23 protein-coding genes are annotated in these 23,473 nt (G+C 45.8%); 9 read left to right on the forward strand and 14 right to left on the reverse strand.

What is annotated here, in order from left to right; genetic code table 11:
• Positions 1–74: 74 nt before the first annotated feature.
• The 3 genes from H6F77_RS24215 to H6F77_RS24225 form a co-directional block, all read right to left on the reverse strand.
• Positions 75–1,040, reverse strand: coding sequence for a phosphate/phosphite/phosphonate ABC transporter substrate-binding protein (locus H6F77_RS24215; RefSeq protein WP_309228913.1), 966 nt, complete (start codon positions 1,038–1,040; stop codon positions 75–77).
• Positions 1,041–1,221: 181 nt separating this feature from the next.
• Positions 1,222–2,598 (reverse strand): Rid family detoxifying hydrolase, encoded by a 1,377-nt coding sequence (locus tag H6F77_RS28670; protein WP_309228914.1) that lies wholly within the window; start codon positions 2,596–2,598, stop codon positions 1,222–1,224.
• A gap of 97 nt (positions 2,599–2,695) precedes the next feature.
• Positions 2,696–3,133 (reverse strand): NUDIX domain-containing protein, encoded by a 438-nt coding sequence (locus H6F77_RS24225; protein ID WP_190491466.1) that lies wholly within the window; start codon positions 3,131–3,133, stop codon positions 2,696–2,698.
• 162 nt (positions 3,134–3,295) lie between these two features.
• Here H6F77_RS24225 and malQ point away from each other — a divergent pair, with 162 nt between their 5' ends.
• The gene (gene malQ, locus H6F77_RS24230) at positions 3,296–4,834 is read left to right on the forward strand and encodes a 4-alpha-glucanotransferase (protein ID WP_190491467.1); all 1,539 of its coding nucleotides are present in this window, start codon (positions 3,296–3,298) and stop codon (positions 4,832–4,834) included.
• Between the two features lie 144 nt (positions 4,835–4,978).
• On the opposite strand, the gene H6F77_RS24235 is transcribed toward malQ, so the two are convergent.
• Positions 4,979–5,779, reverse strand: a complete 801-nt coding sequence (locus H6F77_RS24235; RefSeq protein WP_190491468.1) for a helix-turn-helix domain-containing protein — start codon at positions 5,777–5,779, stop codon at positions 4,979–4,981.
• Positions 5,776–6,567, reverse strand: coding sequence for a pseudouridine synthase (locus H6F77_RS24240; protein ID WP_190491469.1), 792 nt, complete (start codon positions 6,565–6,567; stop codon positions 5,776–5,778). The genes H6F77_RS24235 and H6F77_RS24240 overlap by 4 nt, the downstream gene beginning before the upstream one ends.
• A 106-nt stretch (positions 6,568–6,673) precedes the next feature.
• On the opposite strand from H6F77_RS24240, the gene H6F77_RS24245 reads away from it, so the two are divergent.
• From H6F77_RS24245 to H6F77_RS24270, 5 genes are all read left to right on the forward strand, one after another.
• Positions 6,674–7,387: an LmeA family phospholipid-binding protein gene (locus H6F77_RS24245; RefSeq protein WP_190491470.1), complete on the forward strand. Its 714-nt coding sequence runs from the start codon at positions 6,674–6,676 to the stop codon at positions 7,385–7,387.
• A 336-nt stretch (positions 7,388–7,723) separates the two neighbouring features.
• On the forward strand, positions 7,724–9,019 hold the full coding sequence (locus H6F77_RS24250; RefSeq protein WP_190491471.1) for a Glu/Leu/Phe/Val family dehydrogenase: 1,296 nt from the start codon (positions 7,724–7,726) through the stop codon (positions 9,017–9,019).
• Positions 9,020–9,143: 124 nt separating this feature from the next.
• The gene (locus H6F77_RS24255; protein WP_190491472.1) at positions 9,144–9,767 is read left to right on the forward strand and encodes a hypothetical protein; all 624 of its coding nucleotides are present in this window, start codon (positions 9,144–9,146) and stop codon (positions 9,765–9,767) included.
• Between the two features lie 233 nt (positions 9,768–10,000).
• On the forward strand, positions 10,001–11,959 hold the full coding sequence (locus H6F77_RS24265) for an ABC transporter ATP-binding protein (RefSeq protein WP_190491474.1): 1,959 nt from the start codon (positions 10,001–10,003) through the stop codon (positions 11,957–11,959).
• 460 nt (positions 11,960–12,419) lie between these two features.
• Positions 12,420–13,115 carry a hypothetical protein gene (locus tag H6F77_RS24270; RefSeq protein WP_190491475.1) on the forward strand — a complete coding sequence of 232 codons (696 nt, stop codon included), beginning with the start codon at positions 12,420–12,422 and terminating at the stop codon, positions 13,113–13,115.
• Between the two features lie 140 nt (positions 13,116–13,255).
• Here H6F77_RS24270 and H6F77_RS24275 read toward each other — a convergent pair whose 3' ends face one another.
• The 8 genes from H6F77_RS24275 to H6F77_RS24305 all read right to left on the reverse strand — a co-directional run bounded on the left by H6F77_RS24275 (position 13,256) and on the right by H6F77_RS24305 (position 18,108).
• The gene (locus tag H6F77_RS24275) at positions 13,256–13,993 is read right to left on the reverse strand and encodes a WecB/TagA/CpsF family glycosyltransferase (protein ID WP_190491476.1); all 738 of its coding nucleotides are present in this window, start codon (positions 13,991–13,993) and stop codon (positions 13,256–13,258) included.
• A gap of 109 nt (positions 13,994–14,102) precedes the next feature.
• The gene (locus H6F77_RS28600) at positions 14,103–14,234 is read right to left on the reverse strand and encodes a hypothetical protein (RefSeq protein ID WP_255515865.1); all 132 of its coding nucleotides are present in this window, start codon (positions 14,232–14,234) and stop codon (positions 14,103–14,105) included.
• A gap of 559 nt (positions 14,235–14,793) precedes the next feature.
• Positions 14,794–15,294: a hypothetical protein gene (locus tag H6F77_RS24280; protein ID WP_190491477.1), complete on the reverse strand. Its 501-nt coding sequence runs from the start codon at positions 15,292–15,294 to the stop codon at positions 14,794–14,796.
• An 81-nt stretch (positions 15,295–15,375) separates the two neighbouring features.
• Positions 15,376–15,867 (reverse strand): hypothetical protein, encoded by a 492-nt coding sequence (locus tag H6F77_RS24285; protein ID WP_190491478.1) that lies wholly within the window; start codon positions 15,865–15,867, stop codon positions 15,376–15,378.
• Positions 15,868–15,925: 58 nt separating this feature from the next.
• Positions 15,926–16,468, reverse strand: a complete 543-nt coding sequence (locus tag H6F77_RS24290) for a Dps family protein (protein WP_190491479.1) — start codon at positions 16,466–16,468, stop codon at positions 15,926–15,928.
• A 128-nt stretch (positions 16,469–16,596) separates the two neighbouring features.
• Positions 16,597–17,238: a helix-turn-helix domain-containing protein gene (locus H6F77_RS24295; protein ID WP_190491480.1), complete on the reverse strand. Its 642-nt coding sequence runs from the start codon at positions 17,236–17,238 to the stop codon at positions 16,597–16,599.
• 74 nt (positions 17,239–17,312) lie between these two features.
• Positions 17,313–17,804 (reverse strand): Dps family protein, encoded by a 492-nt coding sequence (locus H6F77_RS24300; RefSeq protein WP_190491481.1) that lies wholly within the window; start codon positions 17,802–17,804, stop codon positions 17,313–17,315.
• Positions 17,805–17,847: 43 nt separating this feature from the next.
• Positions 17,848–18,108, reverse strand: coding sequence for a ParB N-terminal domain-containing protein (locus H6F77_RS24305; protein WP_514131604.1), 261 nt, complete (start codon positions 18,106–18,108; stop codon positions 17,848–17,850).
• A gap of 271 nt (positions 18,109–18,379) precedes the next feature.
• Here H6F77_RS24305 and H6F77_RS24310 point away from each other — a divergent pair, with 271 nt between their 5' ends.
• Complete coding sequence (locus H6F77_RS24310; protein ID WP_375335968.1) at positions 18,380–20,116, forward strand: SpoIID/LytB domain-containing protein; 1,737 nt, start codon at positions 18,380–18,382, stop codon at positions 20,114–20,116.
• 282 nt (positions 20,117–20,398) lie between these two features.
• Here the strand turns inward: H6F77_RS24310 and H6F77_RS24315 are convergent, their stop codons facing one another.
• The gene (locus H6F77_RS24315) at positions 20,399–20,698 is read right to left on the reverse strand and encodes a ferredoxin (protein WP_190491483.1); all 300 of its coding nucleotides are present in this window, start codon (positions 20,696–20,698) and stop codon (positions 20,399–20,401) included.
• A gap of 435 nt (positions 20,699–21,133) precedes the next feature.
• Here H6F77_RS24315 and H6F77_RS24320 point away from each other — a divergent pair, with 435 nt between their 5' ends.
• Both H6F77_RS24320 and tilS read left to right on the forward strand, forming a co-directional pair.
• A complete protein-coding gene (locus tag H6F77_RS24320; RefSeq protein WP_190491484.1) occupies positions 21,134–22,138 on the forward strand; it encodes a Gfo/Idh/MocA family protein in 1,005 nt (334 codons plus the stop codon).
• Positions 22,139–22,431: 293 nt separating this feature from the next.
• Complete coding sequence (tilS, locus tag H6F77_RS24325) at positions 22,432–23,409, forward strand: tRNA lysidine(34) synthetase TilS (protein ID WP_190491485.1); 978 nt, start codon at positions 22,432–22,434, stop codon at positions 23,407–23,409.
• Positions 23,410–23,473 lie beyond the last annotated feature (64 nt).

Consider the following 23,473-nt stretch of genomic DNA (forward strand, 5'->3'; position numbering starts at 1 on the left):
CATCGTTCATTGCTGATAGTTCATGCCAATCCACAAGGAACCATCAGCAATGAACCATCAGCAAATATCTATGGTTAAAACCCAGCGCGTTTTAGCGCATCGCGCATTGGTTGCAAGTGACTGTTGTGTTCGACCTTAACCAATTCATTTGAGTTATACAAACTCTTTAGCAATTGATTGTTGGCTGGCTGATTTAACTTCAGCATCGCATTGATAATTCTTTGCCGCGTTGCAGCCGGAACGTCATCATCAATAGCAATTCCGTGCGCTGGTACGCCTGAAATTGCATGAAGAATCCGCAACTTACTAGCTTCCTCCGCCGTAATGTACGGGGGATACATCGCGTATTCTGATACAGCGGCAACATCTGCCTGACCTCTCAGAACAGCTTGCAAAGCTCCACTGTAGTTATTACCGTAAGCGACTTGTCCGAAGAAACCATTTAAGCGATCGCGGTTTGGTACTAATCCTGACTTCACCAACTCTCCAACTGGGAAAATAAACCCAGATCCAGAAGTAGGAGAAGTAAAGGCCATTTTCTTGCCGCGCAATTGTTCTAGCGTCTGCTTCGCGGAAGATTTGCCTTGCAGCGGACTATTTTTGGGTACTACAAAAATCGAGCGATAGGTGTGTTTTCCAGAATAATTTGGACGCACTTCAGCCAGATACAACCGTGCGTTTGCCAACTCCTGTGCTTTCAGCGCCGGACGGCTGCTCAAGAACGCAACATCAGCGCGATTAGCTCTCAAAGCTTCTACCGTTGCTGTCTCATCGGCTACTACAGCATTAACTGGCATTCCCAGTTCTTTAGACAAAAACTGTGCAACACCATTTGCCTTGGTTTGTAAATCTGTCGAGTCAGCGCGACCGGGGAAAGCAATTGTCAGAGGTGTGCCAGGAGCCTGAGCGAGTAAACGCGATCCCTGATGAGCGGAAGTTTGTTGCGCGATCGCTGGTGGGGTTTTCTCCGCTGCGCCTATACTCAAACCAGTCACCGCTACCAGCGCAGCACCGACACCCAATAAAATCTTTTTTCTCACGACTCTTATCAACTCTCCATCAAAGACAATATCTTTGCCAATCTTTATAGAGAAATACTGGCAATAAGCACTTAATCAAGTCTTAAACGTTTGCTCGCAAAAGTCAATGACTTTTGCGAAATAAAGTCAATAAGAATTGAAAGCAGCGCGAGGCGCTAGAACCATCAGCAAAACTGTAGCTTTAAATCACCGCAATACAATCAATTTCTACAAGCACATCTTTAGGCAGACGAGAAACCTGAACGCAAGCACGAGCGGGAGCTGTGGCCTCATCAAAATATTTGGCATAAACCGCATTCACTGCGGCGAAATCGTTCATATCTGCCAGAAAGACTGTTGTTTTTACAACATCTTGAAAAGTAGCGCCAGCAGCAGTCAGGATTGCTTGCAGATGAGCCATTACTTGTTCTGTCTGTTTGGCTACATCGTCTCTGTAGAGAATATCTCCGAGTCTGGGGTCGATGGCAATTTGACCAGCAACAAAGATTGTTTGACCGGAGGCGACAATGGCTTGATTATATGGCCCCACTGGTGCGGGTGCTTGTTCGGTACGAATTACTTTACGAGTCATGGGGATTACTTTTTCTAACGATGCTTGAGGTTTGCGGGTTTCTGTATCAGAGTCTGCCGACCTGTAGAATTCTCCATCAGGCATTATCGCATCAGTTAAGTCTGCATCCTCAAAACTCGCTCGATAGATGTTTGCGCCAGTCAAGTCTGCTCTGTTCAGGTTTGCTTTATCCAGATTTGCCCCGATCAAATTTGCCCAGCGCAGATTTGCTCTTTCTAGATTTACCCCTCGAAGACAGGATTTTCTAAGGTTTGCACTTTGAAGGCGTGCTGCTTTTAAATCTGCATCAGCTAAATTCATGCCTGACAGATCAACTTGATAGAAATTAGTTTTCTGGAGTTTAGCTTGCTGAAGCTTTGCATCTTTAATGGTTCCCTCAGCCAAGGTTGCCAAACTTAAATCTGCTCCAATCAAGTATGCTTCGCTCAAATTTGCCTTATTCAGGTTGGCTCTACTTAGGTCTGCTTCAGCCAAAGAAGCTACGCTTAGGTCTGCACTGCTCAGGTTTGTACCACTCAGTTTTGTTTTGTCTAAGTTGGCATAGACCAAGTTGGCGCTAGTTAGGTTTGCCCCTGTCAAATCCGCCTTTTCTAGGTTGGCATAATTCAAGTTAGCACTACTCAGGTTTGACCAACTCAAGTCAGCATTACTTAGATTTGCCCAACTTAAATTTGCTGAAGAACCCTGCACCCCGCTCAAATTTGCTCCTAGCAGGGATGCCTTATAGAGGTTTGCACTGTTGAGGATTGCCCCACTCAAGTTTGCCTTACTTAAGTCGGCTCCGCTCAAATTTGCACTAGATAGGTCTATCCCGCTCAGGTCTAGACCTGTGAGGTTTTCCTCACTCAAATTTGCCCCATGAAATTTCCGTTGCCCTGCTTCGTATTTTTCTATAAATTCTTTAGCATCCATAGTCAGCCACCGCGATCGCCCCTGCATCAGTTTAGCGCCGGGATACCCTGGCGATTGGAAATCGCGGCTACACAAACAAAACCCGCCTGCGCGGGTTTCAAATTATTAGTCCGCGAAGGCGGACTTCGTTCGTATAGCCCCAGACTTCCAGTCTGAGGGCAATATGCGCTCCCTACACCGACAAACTCGGTCTTACCCCATAATGCCGATAACGCCAATAATCCCGCAAAATGCGATCGTGGTCAAAACACAAATTACCCGGAACCCGCCAAGACTCAAAAACCCCCAACCCCTTCGCATCATCCCCCGCCTTCGGTTCCCCCGTCGCCGTTGCAATAAACACAACGCTCATAGTGTGCTGGCGCGGATCGCGGTTCGGGTCAGAATAAACATGGAACTGCTCTATCAACTCCACATTTAAACCAGTTTCTTCCTCTGCTTCCCGCCGCGCCGCCGTTTCCACCGTTTCTCCATAATCAACAAAACCGCCCGGAAGCGCCCAGCCTAGCGGTGCATTGTGGCGCTCAATTAGCACTATTGGTCGATGCGGTCGGTCAAGCAGCTCGATAATTATATCGACTGTAGGTGTGGGATTTCTGTAAGTAGTCATAATCAATATTTTCCCTTAAATATGATTCATCGCTGCGGAAATAACCCTAACCCTGCGGGCGTCTTGCAACTGCCGATCCCATACCCTCATGTGCGATCGCCATTTTGCTTGTACCATCCGTGATAAATTCGTCAAATCGATTGCTCATCGTTCAGGTAAAGTATGCCTTTTCCCAGATCCAGCGGCATTTTGCTGCATCCCACTTCTTTCCCCAGTCGGTTTGGTATTGGGGACTTGGGGTTAGAAGCATATAAATTTATCGATTTTTTGGCCGAAAGTTCTCAATCTTACTGGCAAGTATTGCCCTTGGGGCCTACTGGGTTTGGCAATTCTCCGTATGCATCTTATAGCGCGATCGCGGGCAATCCTCTACTAATTAGCCCCGAACTGCTACGAGATGCCGGGTTGCTCTATGAAGAAGAATTGGCTAATTTTCCAGATTGTCCCGCTGAAACCGTAGATTTTGACCGCCTTATTCCACGGAAGATGGAATTGCTTTGGGCTGCTTACGAGCGTTTCACATCTCAACCAGAACATAAACAAGAAGAATTTGAAAAATTCTGCGGGGAAAAAGCTGGCTGGCTAGATGATTATGCCTTATTTATGGCGATCAAAAAAGTCAATCGGGGAAGAGCTTGGAATGCTTGGGAACCGGAAGTCGCCAAACGCAACCCCGAAACATTAAAAGCCTGTCAGCAATGTTTGAGAACTGAAATTCAGTTTCACAAATATCTTCAATTCGAGTTTTTCCGTCAGTGGTCGCAGTTAAAGCGCTATGCAAACGAGCGTTATGGGAGCGATCGCAATGGCAACAAACAGGGTATAGAAATAATTGGCGATATCCCCATCTATGTCGCTCACGATAGCGCCGATGTTTGGTCAAATCCCGAAATCTTTTGCCTAGATGACGAAACAGGCGAACCATCTCTAATGGCTGGCGTTCCCCCCGACTACTTTAGCGCAACGGGACAACTCTGGGGCAACCCCGTCTATCACTGGGAACGATTGCAAAAAGATAACTTTAAATGGTGGATCGGGCGCTTTGAGGCTCTGCTAGATTATGTAGACATCATTCGCATCGACCACTTCCGAGGCTTCGAGGCTTACTGGGCGGTGAAGCAGGGAGAACCAACAGCTCTCAATGGCCAGTGGCTTAAGGCTCCGGGCGATGAATTCTTTCAGGTACTTAACCAGAAGTTAGGCAAACTGCCCATCTTAGCTGAAGATTTGGGAGTAATTACCCCAGATGTTGAAGCGCTGCGCGACAAATTTGCATTCCCTGGCATGAAGATTTTGCAGTTTGCATTTGGTTCAGACCCAGGTAATGGCTTTTTGCCCTTCAACTATGTTCGCAACAGTGTTGTTTACACGGGCACTCACGACAACGATACAACAGTAGGCTGGTTTAACAGTCTGTCAGATGGCGAAAAGCAACACGTAATGCTTTATTTGGGTTGTATCAGTTCTGAAGGCATCAACTGGGATTTAATCCGCCTAGCTTTGAGTTCGATAAGCAACCAAGCGATTATTCCAGTCCAAGATTTATTGGGTTTGGATACTGAAGCGAGGATGAACTTTCCCAGTAAAGCTGAAGGGAACTGGGGGTGGCGCTATCGTTCTGATGCTTTAACTGACGAAATTAAGGAGCGGCTTAAGACTCTAACGCACGTCTTTGGCCGCGATCCGATTAGACAGACATAGAGTGGGGATTGGGAAGCAATACGGTTGAGTTAAGAACAATTTGTACTAAGTGAACCGTCTTGGAGGGGCAAGAGGAAGGCAAAAGGCAAAAGGAGGAATATTCTCTTTTTACTTTTGCCTTTTTACTTTTTACTTAAGCTGGGCTTAAGACCTTGATTTTGCCCCAAAGGTAACTTCCTTCACTTTACCGGGAGCGCCCATTTTTTCGGCTTTTCCATCATTAACAGCAACCAAGACATTACCAGCATCGCCTGCTCTTACAGTTAATTGCTCGTCAGCACCCCAACTCAGTTGAGCGCCTTTGGGCAAATCGCCCTCAAACAACGTCTTGCCATCAGCCACAACGCGCAGCCACGATGGAGCTTTGAGCGTAACGCCAACACGTACTGGCTTGCCATTTGAAGCAAGCTTGGTTGTTGTATCTGGTAGGACTGGGCCTAATTTTTCTAGCGACGTTATCTGTATTTCTTTGGCTTTTACAGCTGATTGTTGGGGCGATCGCTGTTGATATCCTTGTATATTATTAGCCTGCACGACAGAACGGTTGAGCAGGTAAGATAGCCCATTCACCGAGCAGAAAATTATAAACACGTACAACAAATAAAGATGAACTGGTCGCAGTTGAGTGCCTGAGAAATGCTGCCAGTAAGGCCGTATAGACGGCAACACATACCTGGGAGTGGGAAAGTCTTTAGAAAACTCTTTGCCATTTAAGCCAAGCGCAGAAGCATATTGCTTGATAAATCCCTGAATGTAAATTGGCTCCGGCAATTCTTCCATTCTGGCTTCTTCAATTGCTTTGAGCAGTCGTGCTTGTATCCGAGTTTTGGCAGCTACGTCATCTAAGGAAACAGACTGTTGTTCGCGAAGCTGCCGGAGATGAACCCCCAAATCTTTCAGCTTCTCGAACTGTTGCTGCTGAATATAGAGTTGATTCTCCTTCATACACGGCGCTCCTTCAGGTCTGCTGATACCTTTACTGATGTTAGGTTGAGTTGGTCTTGGAGAAAAGCAATTTCAAAATCTTCGAGAGGACGATATTGGCCTCGGGGCAAACTAGGCTTTCCCGGTTGTTTTAATTGAATAGGGCCAATCGCTGTTCTGTGGAGATGCACCACTGGATAGCCCAATAACTCTGCAACGCGACGAATCTGCCGATTTCTCCCCTCAGTTAAAATAACTTCTAGGAGTGTTTCGGAACCACGTCGCTCTAGCACCCTGACTTGAGCGGGTAAAGTTTTTCTACCCGACAGAACAATACCACTTCTCCACGCTTGCACGGCCAAGTCGGGTATATTCCCCTCTAGGCAAACGTGATATGTTTTGGGAACGCAATGGCGGGGATGGGTTAGGTGAAACGTCAGTTCCCCGTCATTGGTTAGTAGCAATGCGCCCGTAGATTCAGCATCTAAACGTCCCACAGGATGGATGCCCTGACTTTCTCGAAGTTCGGGGGGCAGTAAATCGAGAACCGTGCGGCGGTTTCTAGGATCGTGACATGTTGAAACCACTCCGGCTGGCTTGTGTAGTAAAAGGTATATCGGTTTGGGACGCGAAGCTGTTTTGACAGGGATGCCATCGATTTCAATTTGGTCTTGTTCTGGATTAGCTTTTTGTCCCAGATGCACGACGGTGCCATTAAGTCGCACTCGTCCTGAGAGGATCATTTTCTCAGCTTCTCGCCGAGAGGCAATTCCCCATTGGGATAGAATTTTTTGTAGCCTTTCGGCCATAGTTGAGATTTGCAGTTTTAGACTTTCTAGTGGGCTAAGGTCAAACCAAATCCAAGTACGGATCTGGCTACCCTATGTACAAATATTACAGTAAGAAGGAAAATCATTGACGACCCAGCAGAGCCGGATTATTAGCAAAGTGTTGTCGCCTGCGGTGCGACTGTGGTTGCGATCGCAGCTTGAGCAAGTAGAAGACCTGAATGTAAAAATTGAAGGGCGCTCCGGCCAAATCTTCACGGGCTATGTTCCCAGCGTGTCTGTTGCGGCTCGCAAGGCTGTCTATCAAGGACTGCACTTAAGCCAAATTCAGCTAGGCGGGGAAAACATTCGCATCAACTTGGGTGGGGTTCTTAAGGGTCAGCCCCTGCGCCTCCTGGAACCCGTTCCTGTCAGCGGCTCTCTGCTTCTAGAAGAAGCCGACCTCAAGGCTTCCCTCCATTCTCCCTTATTATCCACTGCCTTGACGGAATTGTTCGCTACGCTTGTCCCCAAGCATATCCTAACTAACTCAGGAATTGACTTAAAAAACTGCAAAATTACTTGGGAAAAGGTTGCTATTGACAGCAACTCTTTGACTCTGGGGGGTACTTTAGCAACGGCTACGGGAAATCAAACGCCTTTTGTCCTTTCTGCTGGTTTGCAGCTTGCTTCTAGTCATCAACTACGACTCGCTCCCCTGCAAATACAATTACTCCCAAGCTTGTCACAAAGCAATTTAGAGGCGTTTGAGGTCGATTTGGGTGAGGAAGTTGATATCGAGGAATTAACCCTTATTAGCGGGCAAATTGTTTGTCGCGGTAGCCTTCGAGTGATTCCGTAAAACTGTAATAAATCTTTAATTCTAATTTTTTTATTAAGCTTTGTGTTTTTGTTACATATGCTACGGAATGGCTATGATGTAATGAAAGTAGCAACACAGAACTGGCGAAGAGTTTGGTAGTTGGATAGATTCCAATTAAGTAAATAAAGCTCGATAAAACAACTGCCACGCGATCGCGATCGTTTGCTAATTAACCCTTAAGACTCCGGCTGCGGAATGTTTATAATCTCCAGCCAAAGTCTAAAATTCTTGCATCTAAATTCTAAAGTCTGTACGAGCATATTGCTATGCATTCGTACAAAGTTTAAGCAGTCTCAATTGTGGAGAATCTGTGAGATGTCTGATTCACTATTTGCTGATGCCAGTAAGAGACTAGAAGAAGCAATGAAATATGTTGCTATTTCTGACGATGCTCTCGAACATTTAAAATATCCCAAATCAAGTTTAGCTGTTTCTATACCAGTCCGAATGGACGATGGCTCTTTGAAAATTTTTCAGGGATATCGCGTGCGGTACGACGATACCAGAGGGCCGACAAAAGGAGGAGTGCGATATCATCCAAATGTTTGCATGGATGAAGTGCAATCGTTAGCATTTTGGATGACCTTTAAATGTGCGGTATTAAACCTGCCATTTGGGGGTGCAAAAGGTGGGATAACATTGAATCCCAAAGAACTTTCTAAGATGGAATTAGAGAGATTGAGCCGGGGATATGTGGATGCGATCGCAGACTTCATCGGCCCCGACATAGACATTCCCGCACCCGACGTTTATACCAACCCCATGATCATGGGTTGGATGATGGATCAATACAATATTATCCGGCGGCAGATCACCCCAGCCGTTGTCACAGGAAAACCGATTTCAATGGGGGGTAGCTTAGGGCGAGATACCGCAACAGCAACAGGGGCTTTCTATGCGATTCAAATAATCATGCCCAAATTTGATAAGCTGCCCGAAGACACAACAGTAGCCATTCAAGGATTTGGCAATGCTGGTGCGTGGCTGGCAGAATTACTATTCACAGCAGGTTATAAAGTCGTCGCAGTCAGCGATTCCCAAGGAGGAATTTATGCTAAAAACGGGTTAGATATTCCCAGAATTCGGCAATACAAAACATCCAGTAAAGGCATCAAAGCGCTGTACTGCCAAGATACAGTTTGCGACATTGCTGACAATCAAAGTATTACTAACGAAGAACTCTTAGCTTTAGATGTAGACATTCTAATTCCAGCGGCTCTGGAAAATCAAATTACTCAAGAGAATGTCAACGATGTAAAAGCTAAGTTTATCTTTGAAGTAGCCAACGGCCCGGTCGCATCTGGCGCTGACAAAATATTGGAAGAAAGAGGAATTTATGTCTTTCCTGATATTTTAGTTAATGCAGGGGGAGTCACAGTTAGCTATTTTGAATGGGTGCAAAATCGCAGCGGTCTTTACTGGACGCTAGAGGAAGTCAACCAACGCTTAAGACAGAAAATGGTAGAAGAAACCGAGCATATTTGGAAGATTTCCCAGGAACTAGCCATATCCATGCGAACAGCCGCTTATGTCCATGCCCTACATCGACTTGGCGAAGCCATTAATGCCAAGGGTACGAGAGACTACTACATCAACGGTGGCATGTCATAGGCATCAGCAGCCTCGGCATAGACTAGCTATGCCGGGGTGTAAGGCAACTAATAATTTTAGATTTTTTGGTCTCCGTACTTAAGAGCTACTGTTAAGATGCAGTGAGTTCCGCCACTTCATCTTCATGAGTAAAACACTCTTCAATCTTGGCAACGTTCTAGCTCAACCCTCGGTGAAGAGCAAGTTGATTGCCTCCAGCCTGCTAATATCACTTCTAGGCGTAACGGGTACAACAGTCAGTGCCCAACAACAAACGACGCCGCCTGCTACTCAACCTCAACCAGCTGGAGTAACCAAGGCTACTGCCCAGCAACTGATGGGACAATGGCAAACAAAAGATGCCATTTCTGGCGATAAAGTCATGTTTGTTTTTACGCCAGAAGGCCAATTATTCATGGTGTTCCCGCCGCCGCCTCGGTCTAATATTAAATCTCCTGTTGCCATCAAAATGGCTTACAAGATCGATACGACGACCAAACCCATGCAAATCGATGTGATTACTGGGGCTGACAAGGCTGCCACGATATTCGATCTCACGACTGATGGCAAACTCCGTATGGAGTTAGACGGCATCCGCCCCGGACAAGCCAGACCTGCGGGTTTTGGTCCCAATGCGTTGTCATTTGAGAAAGTTTCCTCAGCAACAACGTTGCCTGAGAACGTTCAAGTGTTTGACCCTGAAAATCCACCAAAAGAGACGCCACAAGCGCCTCAGACGCCCCAGAAGCCAAATGGAGCAGCAAAGTAATTAAGTATTAGGCAATGGGGTATGAGTTTTGAGTTGTCCCAGACGCGATTCCCAGTCGTCTAAGTTTTGAGTTTAATCTCCCTCATCCCCAACCCTTCTCCCAGACTCCGGACTCCGGACTCCGGACTCCGGACTCACTCGATTTCGCGTTTCTGGATACAGAAATATCCATATTGCTGCCATGAAGATGGGATCGATTGTTAAGATCCAGTTAATTTCCGTATTGGACTGCAATGAGTTACACAGTTTTAAACGTCCGCAACCTGCAAGTTGAGTTTCAGACTGATGAGAAGCGAGTTTTGGCCGTTGACGATATATCGTTTGAGCTGAAGCGATCGCAGACTCTGGGTATTGTAGGCGAGTCAGGTTCGGGTAAATCTGTCACCTCCCTTGCATTAATGGGTTTGGTTCCTAGTCCTGGCAAAATTGCTGCTGGCGAGATTTGGTTTCGTTCCTACGAGGATAATTTAGCACCTGTCAATCTACGGGATCTGAGTGCTGACCAAATGCGGCAATACCGGGGCGGTAAAATTTCCATGATTTTCCAGGAACCGATGAGTTCCCTCAACCCGGTCTTTACCTGTGGGTTTCAACTAACAGAAGCAATTCGGCTGCAACAAAATGTAACGCCCGCCGAAGCACGGCGTCAGGCTTGCGCCCGCCTCCAAGAAGTGAAGCTGTTACCCAGCGATGAAGAATTGAAGCAATCTTATTTAAAAGAAGGATTTGAGAAATTTAGTGAAAGGGAAATTAATCGCCTGATCAACGAGCAAAAACTGGCGATGCTGGACAGATATCCCCACGAATTGTCTGGCGGTCAGTTGCAGCGAATGATGATTGCGATGGCGATATCTTGTAACCCAGATATATTAATTGCTGACGAACCTACTACTGCTCTAGATGTAACAGTCCAAGCGACTATCCTAGATTTGCTGCGCGAGTTGCGCGACCAGCGGGGTATGTCGATGCTGTTTATCACCCACGACTTAGGCATCATCGCCGAGATTGCTGATGTTGTGGCGGTGATGTATCAGGGCAAAATTGTTGAATACGGGCCTGTAGAGCAAATTTTTTCCAACCCGCAACACCCTTACACTAAGGGATTGTTGACGTGTCGCCCCCGTTTAGATAAGCGGTTGCGCCGTTTACCTACTGTGTCTGACTTCATGGAAGTGGTGACTGCGCCTAACGGCGAAGTAGAGATTCGAGAAAAGAAAATAGAAACCAACGGTGCCGGGAAAAGGGGAGCAAATGATGAAGAAGCAGATCCCTGGGAGTCAGATATCAATCTCGCGCCTTTCTCTGAAGAAGTATCGCCAGCGCAGATGAACGAACGGTTGGCGGAATTACAGCAGAATACGCCTATTTTGTCGGTCAATAATTTGCAGGTTGGCTTTCCAGTGCGCGGCGTATTGGGTGAAACTAAACGCTATTTTATGGCGGTAGATAATGTTTCATTTGATGTCTATCCTGGCGAAACATTGGGATTAGTGGGAGAGTCTGGCTGCGGAAAAAGTACGCTAGCCCGCACGATACTGCGATTGATTAAACCGATGAGCGGTCAGATCAAATTTAACGGTAGAGATGTTACCTACTTAAATAACAACCAGTTGCGAATATTGCGGCGGGAGATGCAAATAATTTTCCAAAATCCGTTTAGTTCGCTCGATCCGCGCATGAAGATTGGGCCAGCGGTGATGGAACCGCTGTTAATTCATGGAATTGCTTATAAAAGCCGCCGGGAGAAAAGCGATCGCGTGGCTTATTTGTTAGACCGCGTGGGCTTAAATCCTAATTGGATAAACCGCTATCCTCACGAACTTTCTGGCGGTCAACGCCAAAGGGTGTCCATTGCAAGGGCTTTGGCGCTGAATCCTAAATTTGTTATTTGCGATGAATCTGTTTCCGCGCTGGATGTTTCCGTCCAAGCGCAGGTGTTGAATTTGTTAAAAGAATTGCAGGGTGAGTTTAAGTTAACTTACATTTTTATTTCCCACGACTTGAGCGTGGTGAAATTTATGAGCGATCGCATCCTTGTGATGAACAAAGGCAAAATAGAAGAAATTGGCCCTTCCGAGCGCATCTACCGCGAACCGCAACAGGAGTACACTCGCAAGCTAATCGCCTCTATTCCCACTGGTACGCTAGAACGAATACACGAACGCCAAGCCCAGCGGACAGCGGTTAGATAAGCTTTATTTGCATATTTAGTAGAGCAAGCAATATGCCTGTTCTACACAAAATACCATACAAAAAATTAAATACGCTCCCCTCCCGTTCGGCAAAATAGCGGATTAAAACCACTTCCTACGAACGGGTGAATCTTTCAGGTGCTTTTTTGTTCATGCAAGTGGATGACCTGAATGTAGGAAGCGATCGCCCAACACAAAGATTTAACTTAGAGCTTATAAAGCAATAGCGCGGGCAAGCTTACGTGTTGTCCACCCTGCGATCGCAGTACCAAGAATTACGTCAGTCTAATTTTTGATATCTTTCACAGTTCCCTGTGATGTCAGTTACTTTGCGGCTAGCAAACGAACAAAATATTGCACCTGTAAAGCTAAGGCAAAAAAGGTAAATACAACATTTTGTATTATTCCTCATGCCTAAGTTTGTAACCGCTTGTAATTCCTTACCCTCTACCTGAATCTTATGACCGCTTTAACTGTTTTGAAAAAATTCTCAATGGTTATTACTGGAGCCACAGTTGTTGCTCTGGGAACAGGGACATCAGCACGCGCAGCATTACTCACAAGTCCTACAGATTCAGAATTATTAGGTAGTAAAGTTATTGACTTTGAAACTGCTCCACTGGGAAGTTTTAGTTCGCTAACACTTGGGGACGTGACTTTTTCAACCACTTCCGGGCGTTTAGCTTACATCAGCGATTGGTATTCCGGCGAGTGGAACGCACAGGGTAAGTCTTTGCAGAGTTCTTATGAGGATAATGTCACCTTTACAGCTCTAAAAATAGATTTTGCCAACCCAGTAACTGCATTTGGCTTTAACTGGGGAGCAGCTGATGAGTTTTGGAGTTTGACTGCATTTGACTCGGCTGGTAATGTGCTTGATTCTCAATATCTACCCACTCATCAGGGAGGTAATGACGACCAATTTTTTGGAATTAAAAATGCGACAGCACCTATCAGCTATGCAACCTTAGTACAAAAAAGTTACCCCCAGGCAGAGGTGGACTATGTGCTATTGGACAACTTTAAATATAGTTCGTTGCCTCAACCCATACCATCTAAACCTGTCCCGGAAGCTACTTCTACTTTAGGTGTGTTAGCTATCGGTGCTTTTGGTGCTGGTTCGTTGCTGAAGCGCAAGCAGGAACTAAAAATTTAAAAGTAAAAAAGCAAAAGCAAGATGGAAGATTATCCACATCATCTGCTTTTTGCTTTTGACTCGTTACTATTATCAACCCCGCGATTTAGGAGCGGGGTTATCTATTCTTTTGCCTTTTTACTTTATTAGCCGTTTGCTCTTTATTTCACGAGGGCGCGTAAGGCAAATTGGGGCAAAGCCATCATCCGTCGCCACCGCCAAGGTTCTTGATACAGCCGATAAAGCCATTCCAGGTGATTGTCAGCCATCCACGCAGGTGCGCGTGTTTTGACGCCAGCCCAGATATCTAAACTTCCGCCTACGCCAATCCAAACCGCATTGGGTACTAGATGGCGGTTTTGGGCAATCCACAATTCCTGACGGGGTACGCCTAAACCGACGAAAATTAAGCGGGGTTGTAAGTCTTTGAGGGTTTGTTGCAATTGTGGTTGTGCATCTGGCTCAACATAGCCGTGCTGGATACCTGCGATCGCTAACCCCTCTAATCGCTGTTGCCAAACATCTGCCGCAGTCTGCGCGACTCCCGGTGCGCCTCCATAGAAAAAAACTGGGCATGACTTACCTAATTGCCCAGCTTGTCGCAATAAAGCTTCTGCCAATTCTATTCCCGGACAACGCCGCAGGCGTCTGCCTTGGAGCCGCAAGTAAAGTACAACACCCGCACCATCGGGAATTACAAGCTCTGCCTGCTGAATGATATTAGCCAGAGTGGGATTCTGCTCTGCCTGCATAACCATTTCTGCATTCAGCGTCACCACATGACTTCCGATATTTTGGTGCAGGCGCGATAACAGCCAGCCCGAATAGTCATCAAACACGTGAACTGGTAAACCCAGGACCGGAAATTGTTCCAAAAATTGTGCGATCGCCTCAGACATAATCCAGTTTTTACACAGCCTCTGAACACACTACCATGAAAAGTTATCGCCTCCGGATGCTTTAAGTTATTAGGCTGTTTTACCCCTGCTTTACTGCCTCCTCTAGAGTTTAGCTAGCACGCTTTACAGAGCCATCAGCATATAGCTCTAGGGGTACTAACTCAACTTTACCGTTGATTTTTACTTTAGAGTAGACAATTCTGACTAATGGTGAATAATTTTGGTTGTAACGATGAGACATATAACTTGCCTCCTACCCTTTCAAGGCGAACATACGCTTTTTTATCTATTTATGTAATACAACTAATTAGTTAAAATTTTAACAAAAAAGATATTCTTTCTTGTAAAGATTTAAACAAGTTTTTTGTTCCGTGTAATTACGGGTTGCAGCATAATTTGGCGTTACATCAAAACAGCCTTTTAAACACCGAAATTACTGACTAATGCTTGCTGTTAGCGTAAGCTTGGGCTTAGTAACCCTATTCCTGATGCTAGATTGGCGCTCCTGTGGGTACGCCTCTCCCCTTATCAAATATGTATTAGTCGCATTTTTCTTAACAATCCAGAAGGCTTATGCGATCGCAGTTTTAAAGTATAGCTTAATAGTTCTTAACCATCCTTGACTGAAGCAGAACGAGCCAGCTGGCATGAAATTTTCCAAACGTTGAAGTATTGCATAAATTTCGTACAATTAATCGCCTTCCCTGTGTTGCAAGTTGAATGGGGGATCTATAAATACTGAACAAGCAGCTTCATAACTTATAAATAGACCCCTACTTTATTACACTGCGGCAATATATCTATTGCACCAGACCTGGTAAACCATCGCCCTTTTGACCCACAAATTTAACCTTACGATCTGCGCCAACATCATACTGCCAACTGTGTTTATAAACATTATCTTTACCCCAAGTAGATGCAAAAATAACGCTGTAACCCCCTCTCGGCTTACGGGAATTAACTATTAACGTCAGCGTCATCGCTTTATTGCAATTCTTCATCAGTTCTGGCGGAGGCGGTGCGCCGCAAGTATTGTAACCCGTCTGCACTGAACCGGGTTGATCTGGCCATGCCGCAGGGTAGCTACCTACTACTGTTGGCCCTTCGTAAGCATAGATTCGAGGCCCAGATTTTTGTTGTCTTGCCACCTCTTTAACTAATTTAATGGCTTCTCTAACGCTAAGTTGCTTGCTTATCCTCGCTTGCGTAGGACGTTGCACAATAAATTGATGGTTGGGTTGCAGTAGTAATGGCGATATGCCTGCTATCTGCAAGCTTAAAAGTAAAGCCGGAAAGATCATTTTAACCGCGCCACTTGGGAGATTGTTCTTCCCATCTAGAGCGCCGGATATTTGCTAAAGTTCCCCTGCTATCATCTTTTTTCAGCAAGGATACGGCCCCTCATAGTATGAAATTAAGCGATCGCCTGTTTCCCCAATAAAACTAACTTGATTACCTACAGCAATATGGAAATACCAGCTATGCTTAAATTTATCTATATTGGAATGGCTACTGCCCCATTTTGATGTTAATATAACGTTTTTGCTTTCTACAGCTAAGTAGGCTTTTGCAGTGTCTGATTTAATATTAAATAAGCGTTTTAATTTTTGAACTAAAGTTAGTGAATTATCTTCTTCAGAGGCAATTTTTCCTTCAACTACTATTGAAACCAACTTAATTGCGGGCATCATCTCAAGTGGAATCGGAGTGCCGGTAATATACTGTAAGTAAAGAATCTTTTCTTCGCCAGGTATAGATGGCCATTTTTCAACACACTCACCGCGATTTTCATAAATGCGAGGCGGAGATGGCAGGAGAATGGCTACTTCTTTAGCTAAAATAATTGCTTCAGTAGGACTTAGTTCTGAGTGCATATAAAGTGTGAGGAGGTAGATTAATCTCTTCTACGTCCTCACACTCTATAATTCCCGACTATTTCATTTGTACGGGAACTTTCAAACCTTCTGCCGATAGCTTACCATCTGGTTGGATAGATTCGCCTTCGATGAAGGAACGCAACATCCAAGCCATTTCTTCGTGCTGTTCCATCAAGCCAGTTAAGAAATCAGCTGTTCCCTGATCGTGGAAACTTTCACCAGACTGATCTACGTGGTCGCGCAGATTGCGGATAACTTGCTCGTGATCTGCCACTAGGTTTTCTACCATCCCAAAGGCATTGGGCAAACTACCTGGATCTTCCTTGATAGAAGCGTATTTCAAAAAGCCTTCAGCTGTACCAACTGGATATCCACCCAACTGGCGAACCCGTTCAGCTAATTTGTCAATGTTTTCAGTCAATGCAGTATAGTGTTCCTCGAACAAGGTATGCAGGGAACGGAACTGGGGCCCAACGACATCCCAGTGGTACTTTTTGGTTTTTATCAACAGCAGATAGGCATCTGCTAGATCTTTATTCAACAAATCAACGACGCCTTGACGCTGCTCTTGTGATAAACCTATGTTTAAAGGGCGCATTAAGTTTTTCTCCACTATTTGACACTATATCTAGTGCAACAAATCTATACAGAAGCGCCATCAGTCATAAGAGCGATCGCCCGATCCTTCGTTGGTACTAATAGCATCACCCTAAGTAGCCACACAAATCAGGCTTTGTGAATATTGCCAATAGCGCTAACTTTGACGCGGTGCAAAAGTTTTTCTCCGTGTCTGTAGCCGATGTTACGCACTCTCACGGTTTGCCCTGGTTGTGCGGTTCCCTCGATTAGTTGATGCAACTGGGGATCGTAAGCTATTTCTTCACCGACGGATGCGATCGCTTCCACTCCCCACTGTTGCACCAGCTTTTCCACCGGACTCACCAGACGCAACAAGTTCACCGCAGGTAGCTGGGGATTTTCCTGCGCTTTGTACGCAGCGGTCGGCCAAAATAGTAAAAAAGATTCCAGCGCTTGCAAACTCGATTGCTGAAATTCCTGCTTCAGCGTCTCCCGCTGCTGTTCGAGTTGCGTCTGTAGCCTCTGATACTCTTTCCTCAGCGCCACTACACCTGATTCTGCTTCAATTTGCCCAAAAGTCTCCAGTAACTCGCTAGCGGACACTTTCAGTACTTGACTCAGCTTGACGAGGGTCTCTACTCGCATCTGCGCCACCTCCCCCCGCCGCAAGCGCATCACTTGACGTTCTGAAACTCCAGCTGTGCGACTCAGCTGTTTAAAAGTAGAAACACCCCCCTGCTGCATTAATTGCTGCAACTGGTGGGTGAAATTTTGCTGGTCCTGATTCATGGTTCGTGGTTCAGTGTTTATCGTTCCTGAGTATCAACAATGAACCATGAACCATCAACACTAAATGCTCAAAACTACTCTTCCAGCAGGCTTCTTAGCATCCAGGCCGTCTTTTCATGTACTTGCAGCCGCTGGGTTAACAGGTCTGCTGTGGGTTCATCGTTCACTCGTTCAACTGTGGGGTAGATAGACCGAGCCGTTCGCGCTACAGCTTCTTGACCTTCCACAAGCAGGCGGATCATGTCGGTTGCCTTGGGAACGCCTGGAGTCTCTTCAATCGAGCTTAAGCGTGCAAAGTCGCTGTAAGTGCCAGGAGCAGGGAATCCTAGCGCTCGTATCCGTTCGGCAATCAGATCGACAGCTAGCGCTAGTTCAGTGTATTGTGTCTCGAACATTAAATGCAAGGTTTGGAACATCGGGCCAGTGACATTCCAGTGGAAGTTGTGAGTTTTCAGGTAAAGCGAATAGGTATCAGCCAATAGTCTTGACAGCCCTTGGGCAATTTCTCCCCGGTCTTTGTCGTCAATTCCGATGTTGATTTTCATGCCTTGGTCTTGAGCTTGCATAAATTTCTCCTTTTAGGTAGAAAAACTCGTTTATTGCTTAAGTTTATGCCATATGCATCCGCAGGACTGAGCGGGGCGCCCTGCGAACGCGGGCGAGAATTGTTTCCTTGCCAAGACGCTGGCAAGCTTCGTAGCGGTGACAGCCTGAGAAGCCGTAATACTTTCCATCCACTTCAAGTACGTCGATGGGTTCTTGTTGACCAATTTCTCGAATTGATTCCATCAAAGCTGCTACCTTCGTCTGGTCATTTTCTCGCGGTAGCGGACGGTGAATCTGTCGCAGGGGAATCTCTTGTACCCTGATCATGAGACTTGTCGCTGACTCCATATTGCTTTGTTCTCTAATCATACTCGTTATGAGTTTGAGTTACCACTAATTAGACAAAAAAATTAGCTGGATAATTGCTAATTACCAATTAGCAAAAAGCAATAACGACCTCTAACCGAAAAATTGTTGAAAGACGTACAAGATTGTTCTAGGCTGTCTAGGAACATATATCGAGCCACAAAGAACCCGGTTCAGCTAAAAAAGTTAGGTTATAGAAATTGTCCAGTCTTCTATCCTGAAAGAGTTCATGGAAAAAAAGGGTTGTATCTTGAGGAAAAGTAATTACCCCACCCAGCAGCCCAATAGGGAAATGATTTGTCATACTCCGACGGTGAAAAGATTAAGCCACTGGCCGCGCACCCTTCTGGCGGCAATGTGTTTGGTCGGGCTTACTGCTGCATCTGAACCTGCTCCGAAACCGACGGATGTGGAACTGAAGGTGGGTATCGTGCAGCGATTTGGCGACGAACCAACCGATCAACTGACATTGCGGGCAACAGATGGCGATCGCTTGATTTTACGATTTTTGGGTGGCGACATGAAACCGCAAACCCAGCAAGTCAAGACCGTCAAAGTGGAAGTGCAGATGCAACCGCTGCCTTCCCCAACAGTCGAAGAACAGCTTGTACTCGGCAACTACCGCAGCTTCGAGACTGCGGAAAACAGCGCTCTTTCTTGGCAGGCAAAGGGAATTGAGGTCGAGGTGACTCAGCCAGATCGCTGGCAAGTGTGGGCAAAACGGGATGTTTATAAGACACCTTTAGTAAGGCGGCTGCTGCTGGAAAGTCTCAACGCCCAAGGCAATAAAACAGCTTACCTAGATACCCAAGTCCAACCGCTGGTTCCACGAGTTAGTTGGCTAGTGAATGGCTTTCGCTACACCCGACAAGAGTTGGATATTAGCAGTGGCAAAAATCCGATTAAAGTCAGTAAAGGTGAAAAGGACAAATCACCTCGCGTGTATGGTGGCAGCCTGCGAATACAGCCAAATGCTTATGGCACTTACACTGTAGTTAACCAAGTACCGCTAGAAACCTATCTGCGGGGCGTCGTACCGCACGAAATTGATGGCGGTGCGCCTTATGCAGCAAATGAAGCACAGGCTATCATAGCGAGGACTTATGCCTTGCGGAACCTACGACGATTTGCCCCTGATGGTTATGAGCTGTGTGCCGATACGCAGTGCCAAGTTTATTACGGCTTGACGGGTACGGTGAAAATAGCAGATCGGGCGATCGCGGCTACGCGAGGCCAAGTGCTAACTTATCAAAACGAGCTGGTCGATGCCCTTTATTCAAGTACAACGGGCGGCATTACAGCACAGTTTAGCGATGTGTGGAATGGCCCAGAGCGTCCTTATTTGCAAGCTGTCGTTGATTCCTCCTCAAATATTTGGGATTTGTCGCGGCAGAGTTTGGCGGACGAGAAAAATTTCCGCACCTTTATTAACCTGAAGGATGGATTTAATGAAAAGGGCTGGAGTACATTCCGCTGGCGCAGGCAAAGTACTTTGACGCAAATAACGCAGGATATGCAGCGTTATTTAACAAAAACCAAAAATCCCCTAGCGGGCTTTAAAACTATTAAGCAGTTGCAAGTAGTACAGCGATCGCCCTCTGGACGAATTCTCAAACTTGCTGTCCACACCGATAAAGGCATCGTTGAAATCCAAAAAGATGATGTCCGCAGCGCCTTCATGGCACCCCGCAGCACGCTTTTTTACCTCGATCCAATTTTGGACAAGGATAACAAAACTCTAAAGGGTTATGCTTTCGTAGGTGGCGGTTTTGGGCATGGCGTAGGTATGAGCCAAACTGGCGCTTCTAATCTGGCTAAAATGGGTTGGTCGAGCCAGCAGATTCTCAACTTCTACTATCCGGCTGCTCAACTTCAGTCCCTCAATGATTCAATTATCTTTTGGCAAGATAAACCCGCACAACCCACAGCCGGAGCTAAAAAACACGGCGACCTGAGCCTACGATGAGTCGCTCATCAGCTTCTTAGCAGAGCCGGGGGTGAGAGAGGGAAAAATTCCCATCAATTACCCCTTTATACTTACCAATTACCTATTTTCCCTTCACATTAAATACAAACTAATTAAGCAGGAAAACCTGTAGGTTTCCTGCTCCATAAATCAACTATTCGATTGTCTTTTGGCAATGTGTCTCTGCCATCCCGACACCGACATGAGCTGTAACTTATGAGTGATGAGTTTTCAGTTAAATTCCTCTTGCACTAATTACTCATCACTCATCGCTTATGACTTTTAGTACAGTTCTTCTTCTTGGTGGGTAAGAATTGTGCAGTCAGATTTGGGGTAAGCTACACAGGTAAGGACATAGCCAGCTTCAATTTGATCGTCATCCAGGAAAGACTGGTCAGACTGGTCAACTTCGCCACTTTCGATTTTGCCAGCACAGGTCGAGCAAGCACCAGCCCGACAAGAGTAAGGTAGGTCGATTCCCTGCTCCTCAGCGGCGTCGAGAATGTAGGTATCGTCGCTAACATCAATTGTGGTGTTCAGTCCTTCTGTGTCGTTCTTTAACGTTACTTTATAAGTTGCCATGCAGCGTTCCTCTCAAGGTTTTAAACGGCAGGGGAAATCATTTGAAGCAAACTCTGAATGCTATTTTCGTTCAGGCGTTGGTCTTCTAGGATTCATTCCCTTCAATTCTGATACTACGAGAAAAACCATAGGCTTTTTCACTAAATTTGTGGCTGGGGTGAATGGTATTCGTAATGAAATTTCACAAATACATCCTATTTACTTATAGCTATCAGACTGCTGGTAGAGTGATGGTAGGATATTTAGCTGCAATATTTTCTTAGGTCTTTAGAGTTCATTCTGAACAGTTAACTGCCCTTAAAAGGCAAACTATATTAGTAAGGGTTATAAATAAAGTTAATAAAAACAATTAATCCTTAGATTAGCAGCAAAGAGAGGCAATAGGATGCACGATAAAGGAGGGGAATAGTTTAGTGTTAGAACCACATTCACATAATGCCAATATCGGTCAACAGCCCTAGTAAATATTGTCAGCAGCCGATTCGCGTAGGTCTCGTGGGAACAGGTTATGCTGCTAAACTGCGAGCGGAAACATTGCAAGCTGACCCGCGATCGCATATTGTTGCAGTTAGCGGCCATACACCAGCGAATACTGAAGAATTTAGTCAAAGTTACCAAGCCCTTGCCTTAACATCTTGGGGAGATCTGGTGGATCGTCAGGATGTGGATTTGGTAATAATCTGCACCGTTAATAGAGATCACAGCGCGATCGCCAGAGCAGCCCTAGAAAAAGGCAAGCACGTTGTCGTCGAATATCCTCTATCCCTAGATGTGGATGAAGCCGAAGAACTAATCGCCCTAGCTGAATCTAAAGATAAACTTCTACATGTAGAACATATTGAACTGCTCGGTGGATTGCATCAAGCATTGCAGCAATTTTTACCCGCAATTGGTAATACTTTTTATGCACGCTACAGCACCATCAATCCACAGCGACCAGCACCCCGCAAGTGGACTTACAACAAAGAGCTGTTCGGCTTTCCCCTCAGCGCCGCCCTCTCTCGCATCCAACGCTTTACCGACTTATTTGGACAAGTTTCATCTGTTTCTTGTCAAACCCAGTATGTGGAGAGTGACGACGAATTTTACAAGAGTTGTATCTGCACAGCAGGGCTGAAATTTACCAGCGGTTTGGTGGCTGAGGTAATTTATGGAAAAGGGGAAAGTTTCTGGCAACCCAGCCGCCTTTTTGAAGTTCACGGCGAACAAGGAGCGTTAATTTTTGATGGAGATCAAGGTAAGCTGCTCAACGAAAATGGAACCACGCCAATTGAAGTAGGAACGAGGCGGGGCTTGTTTGCCAAAGAAACGAGTATGGTGTTAGACCACTTGATTGATGGTACGCCGCTGTATATTACCCCAGAGGCTAGCGTGTACGCGCTAAAGGTTGCAGATGCTGCCCATCGTTCTGCTCAAACAGGTGAGACAATACTGCTGTGAATTGAAATTAGATAATTTATCTAATTGGCTCCAAGGTCAGAAGATTTTACATAATAAAATCTGACAAGTCACAAATTGCCGCATTTGCCAATCTCTAGAATTTGCCAGCCCAGAGACGCTTCGCGGGAGTCCAATTCGTCAATTTAGACCCCGGCAATACTTAGGACAAATTTGACGCACTTGTTGGTACTTTAAACTGGGGAAAGTTATCCTCTAAAGGGTAAATTTGGCCTGGTAAAGCCGCCTTATAACTGGAGCAAATGCGAAAAATTTCTGCATTTGACTAATGAGTAATGACCAATTGGACGCCTATCCACGCAAAGCTACAGCGATCGCTAAAACAGCGCCACTTATTTGAGCGAAACCAGCGTTTGTTAGTGGCTCTATCTGGGGGACAAGATTCGCTGTGCTTAGGCAAATTACTGTTAGATTTACAACCTAAGTGGGGTTGGCAATTAGCGATCGCTCACTGCGACCACCGCTGGGAGTACGATACTGGCATCGCTGCTCATGTTGAAGGCGTAGTGCAGTCTTGGCAATTACCCTTCTACCTCAAAACCGCTATTGAAGTGACCCAAAGTGAGGGTGCGGCGCGGCAGTGGCGCTATAAAGCTTTGAGCGAGATAGCTACCGAACATGGATATGAATGCGTCGTTACCGCCCATACTCAGAGCGATCGCGCCGAAACTCTCCTGTTTAACTTGATGCGCGGTTCCGGTGCTGATGGATTGCAATCCCTATCGTGGCGACGACATTTGGCTGAGGGAATACAACTGGTGCGCCCGTTATTAGAAGTAAGCAGGGCTGAGACATTACAGTTTTGTCAGGAATTGCAGTTGCCCATTTGGGAAGACGTTTACAATCAAGACCTTAAGTATTCTCGCAACCGCATTCGTCTGGAGTTACTACCGCAACTAAGAACCCACTTTAACCCCCAAGTTGAGCAAGCCTTAGCCCAAACTGCTGAACTTTTAAGAGCAGATGTGGAATATTTGGAGGAGCAAGCAAGCCTACTGCGACAAGAAATTATGACAGATAACCAAGGGCTAGGATTAAATCGCCGAGTGTTGGGCGATGCGCCCTTGGCTCTACAACGCCGCGTCGTGCGACAGTTTCTCCAGCAATTGCTAGCCAGCGCCCCTAGTTTTGAGCAAATAGAAAAGGTAACTGCTTTAATTACAGCCCCGAATAAATCGCGAACCGACCCTTTTCCTGGAGGAGCGATCGCAGAAGTTAATGGCGAATGGATAATTTTGAATTATGAATTTTGAATTATCGAGTCAAAAAACCTAACTTAGCACTATCTTAAACAACTCGCAAAGCTATTTTTTTGCT

Origin of the sequence: Microcoleus sp. FACHB-831 (assembly GCF_014695585.1) — a bacterium.
GTDB lineage: Bacteria > Cyanobacteriota > Cyanobacteriia > Cyanobacteriales > FACHB-T130 > FACHB-831.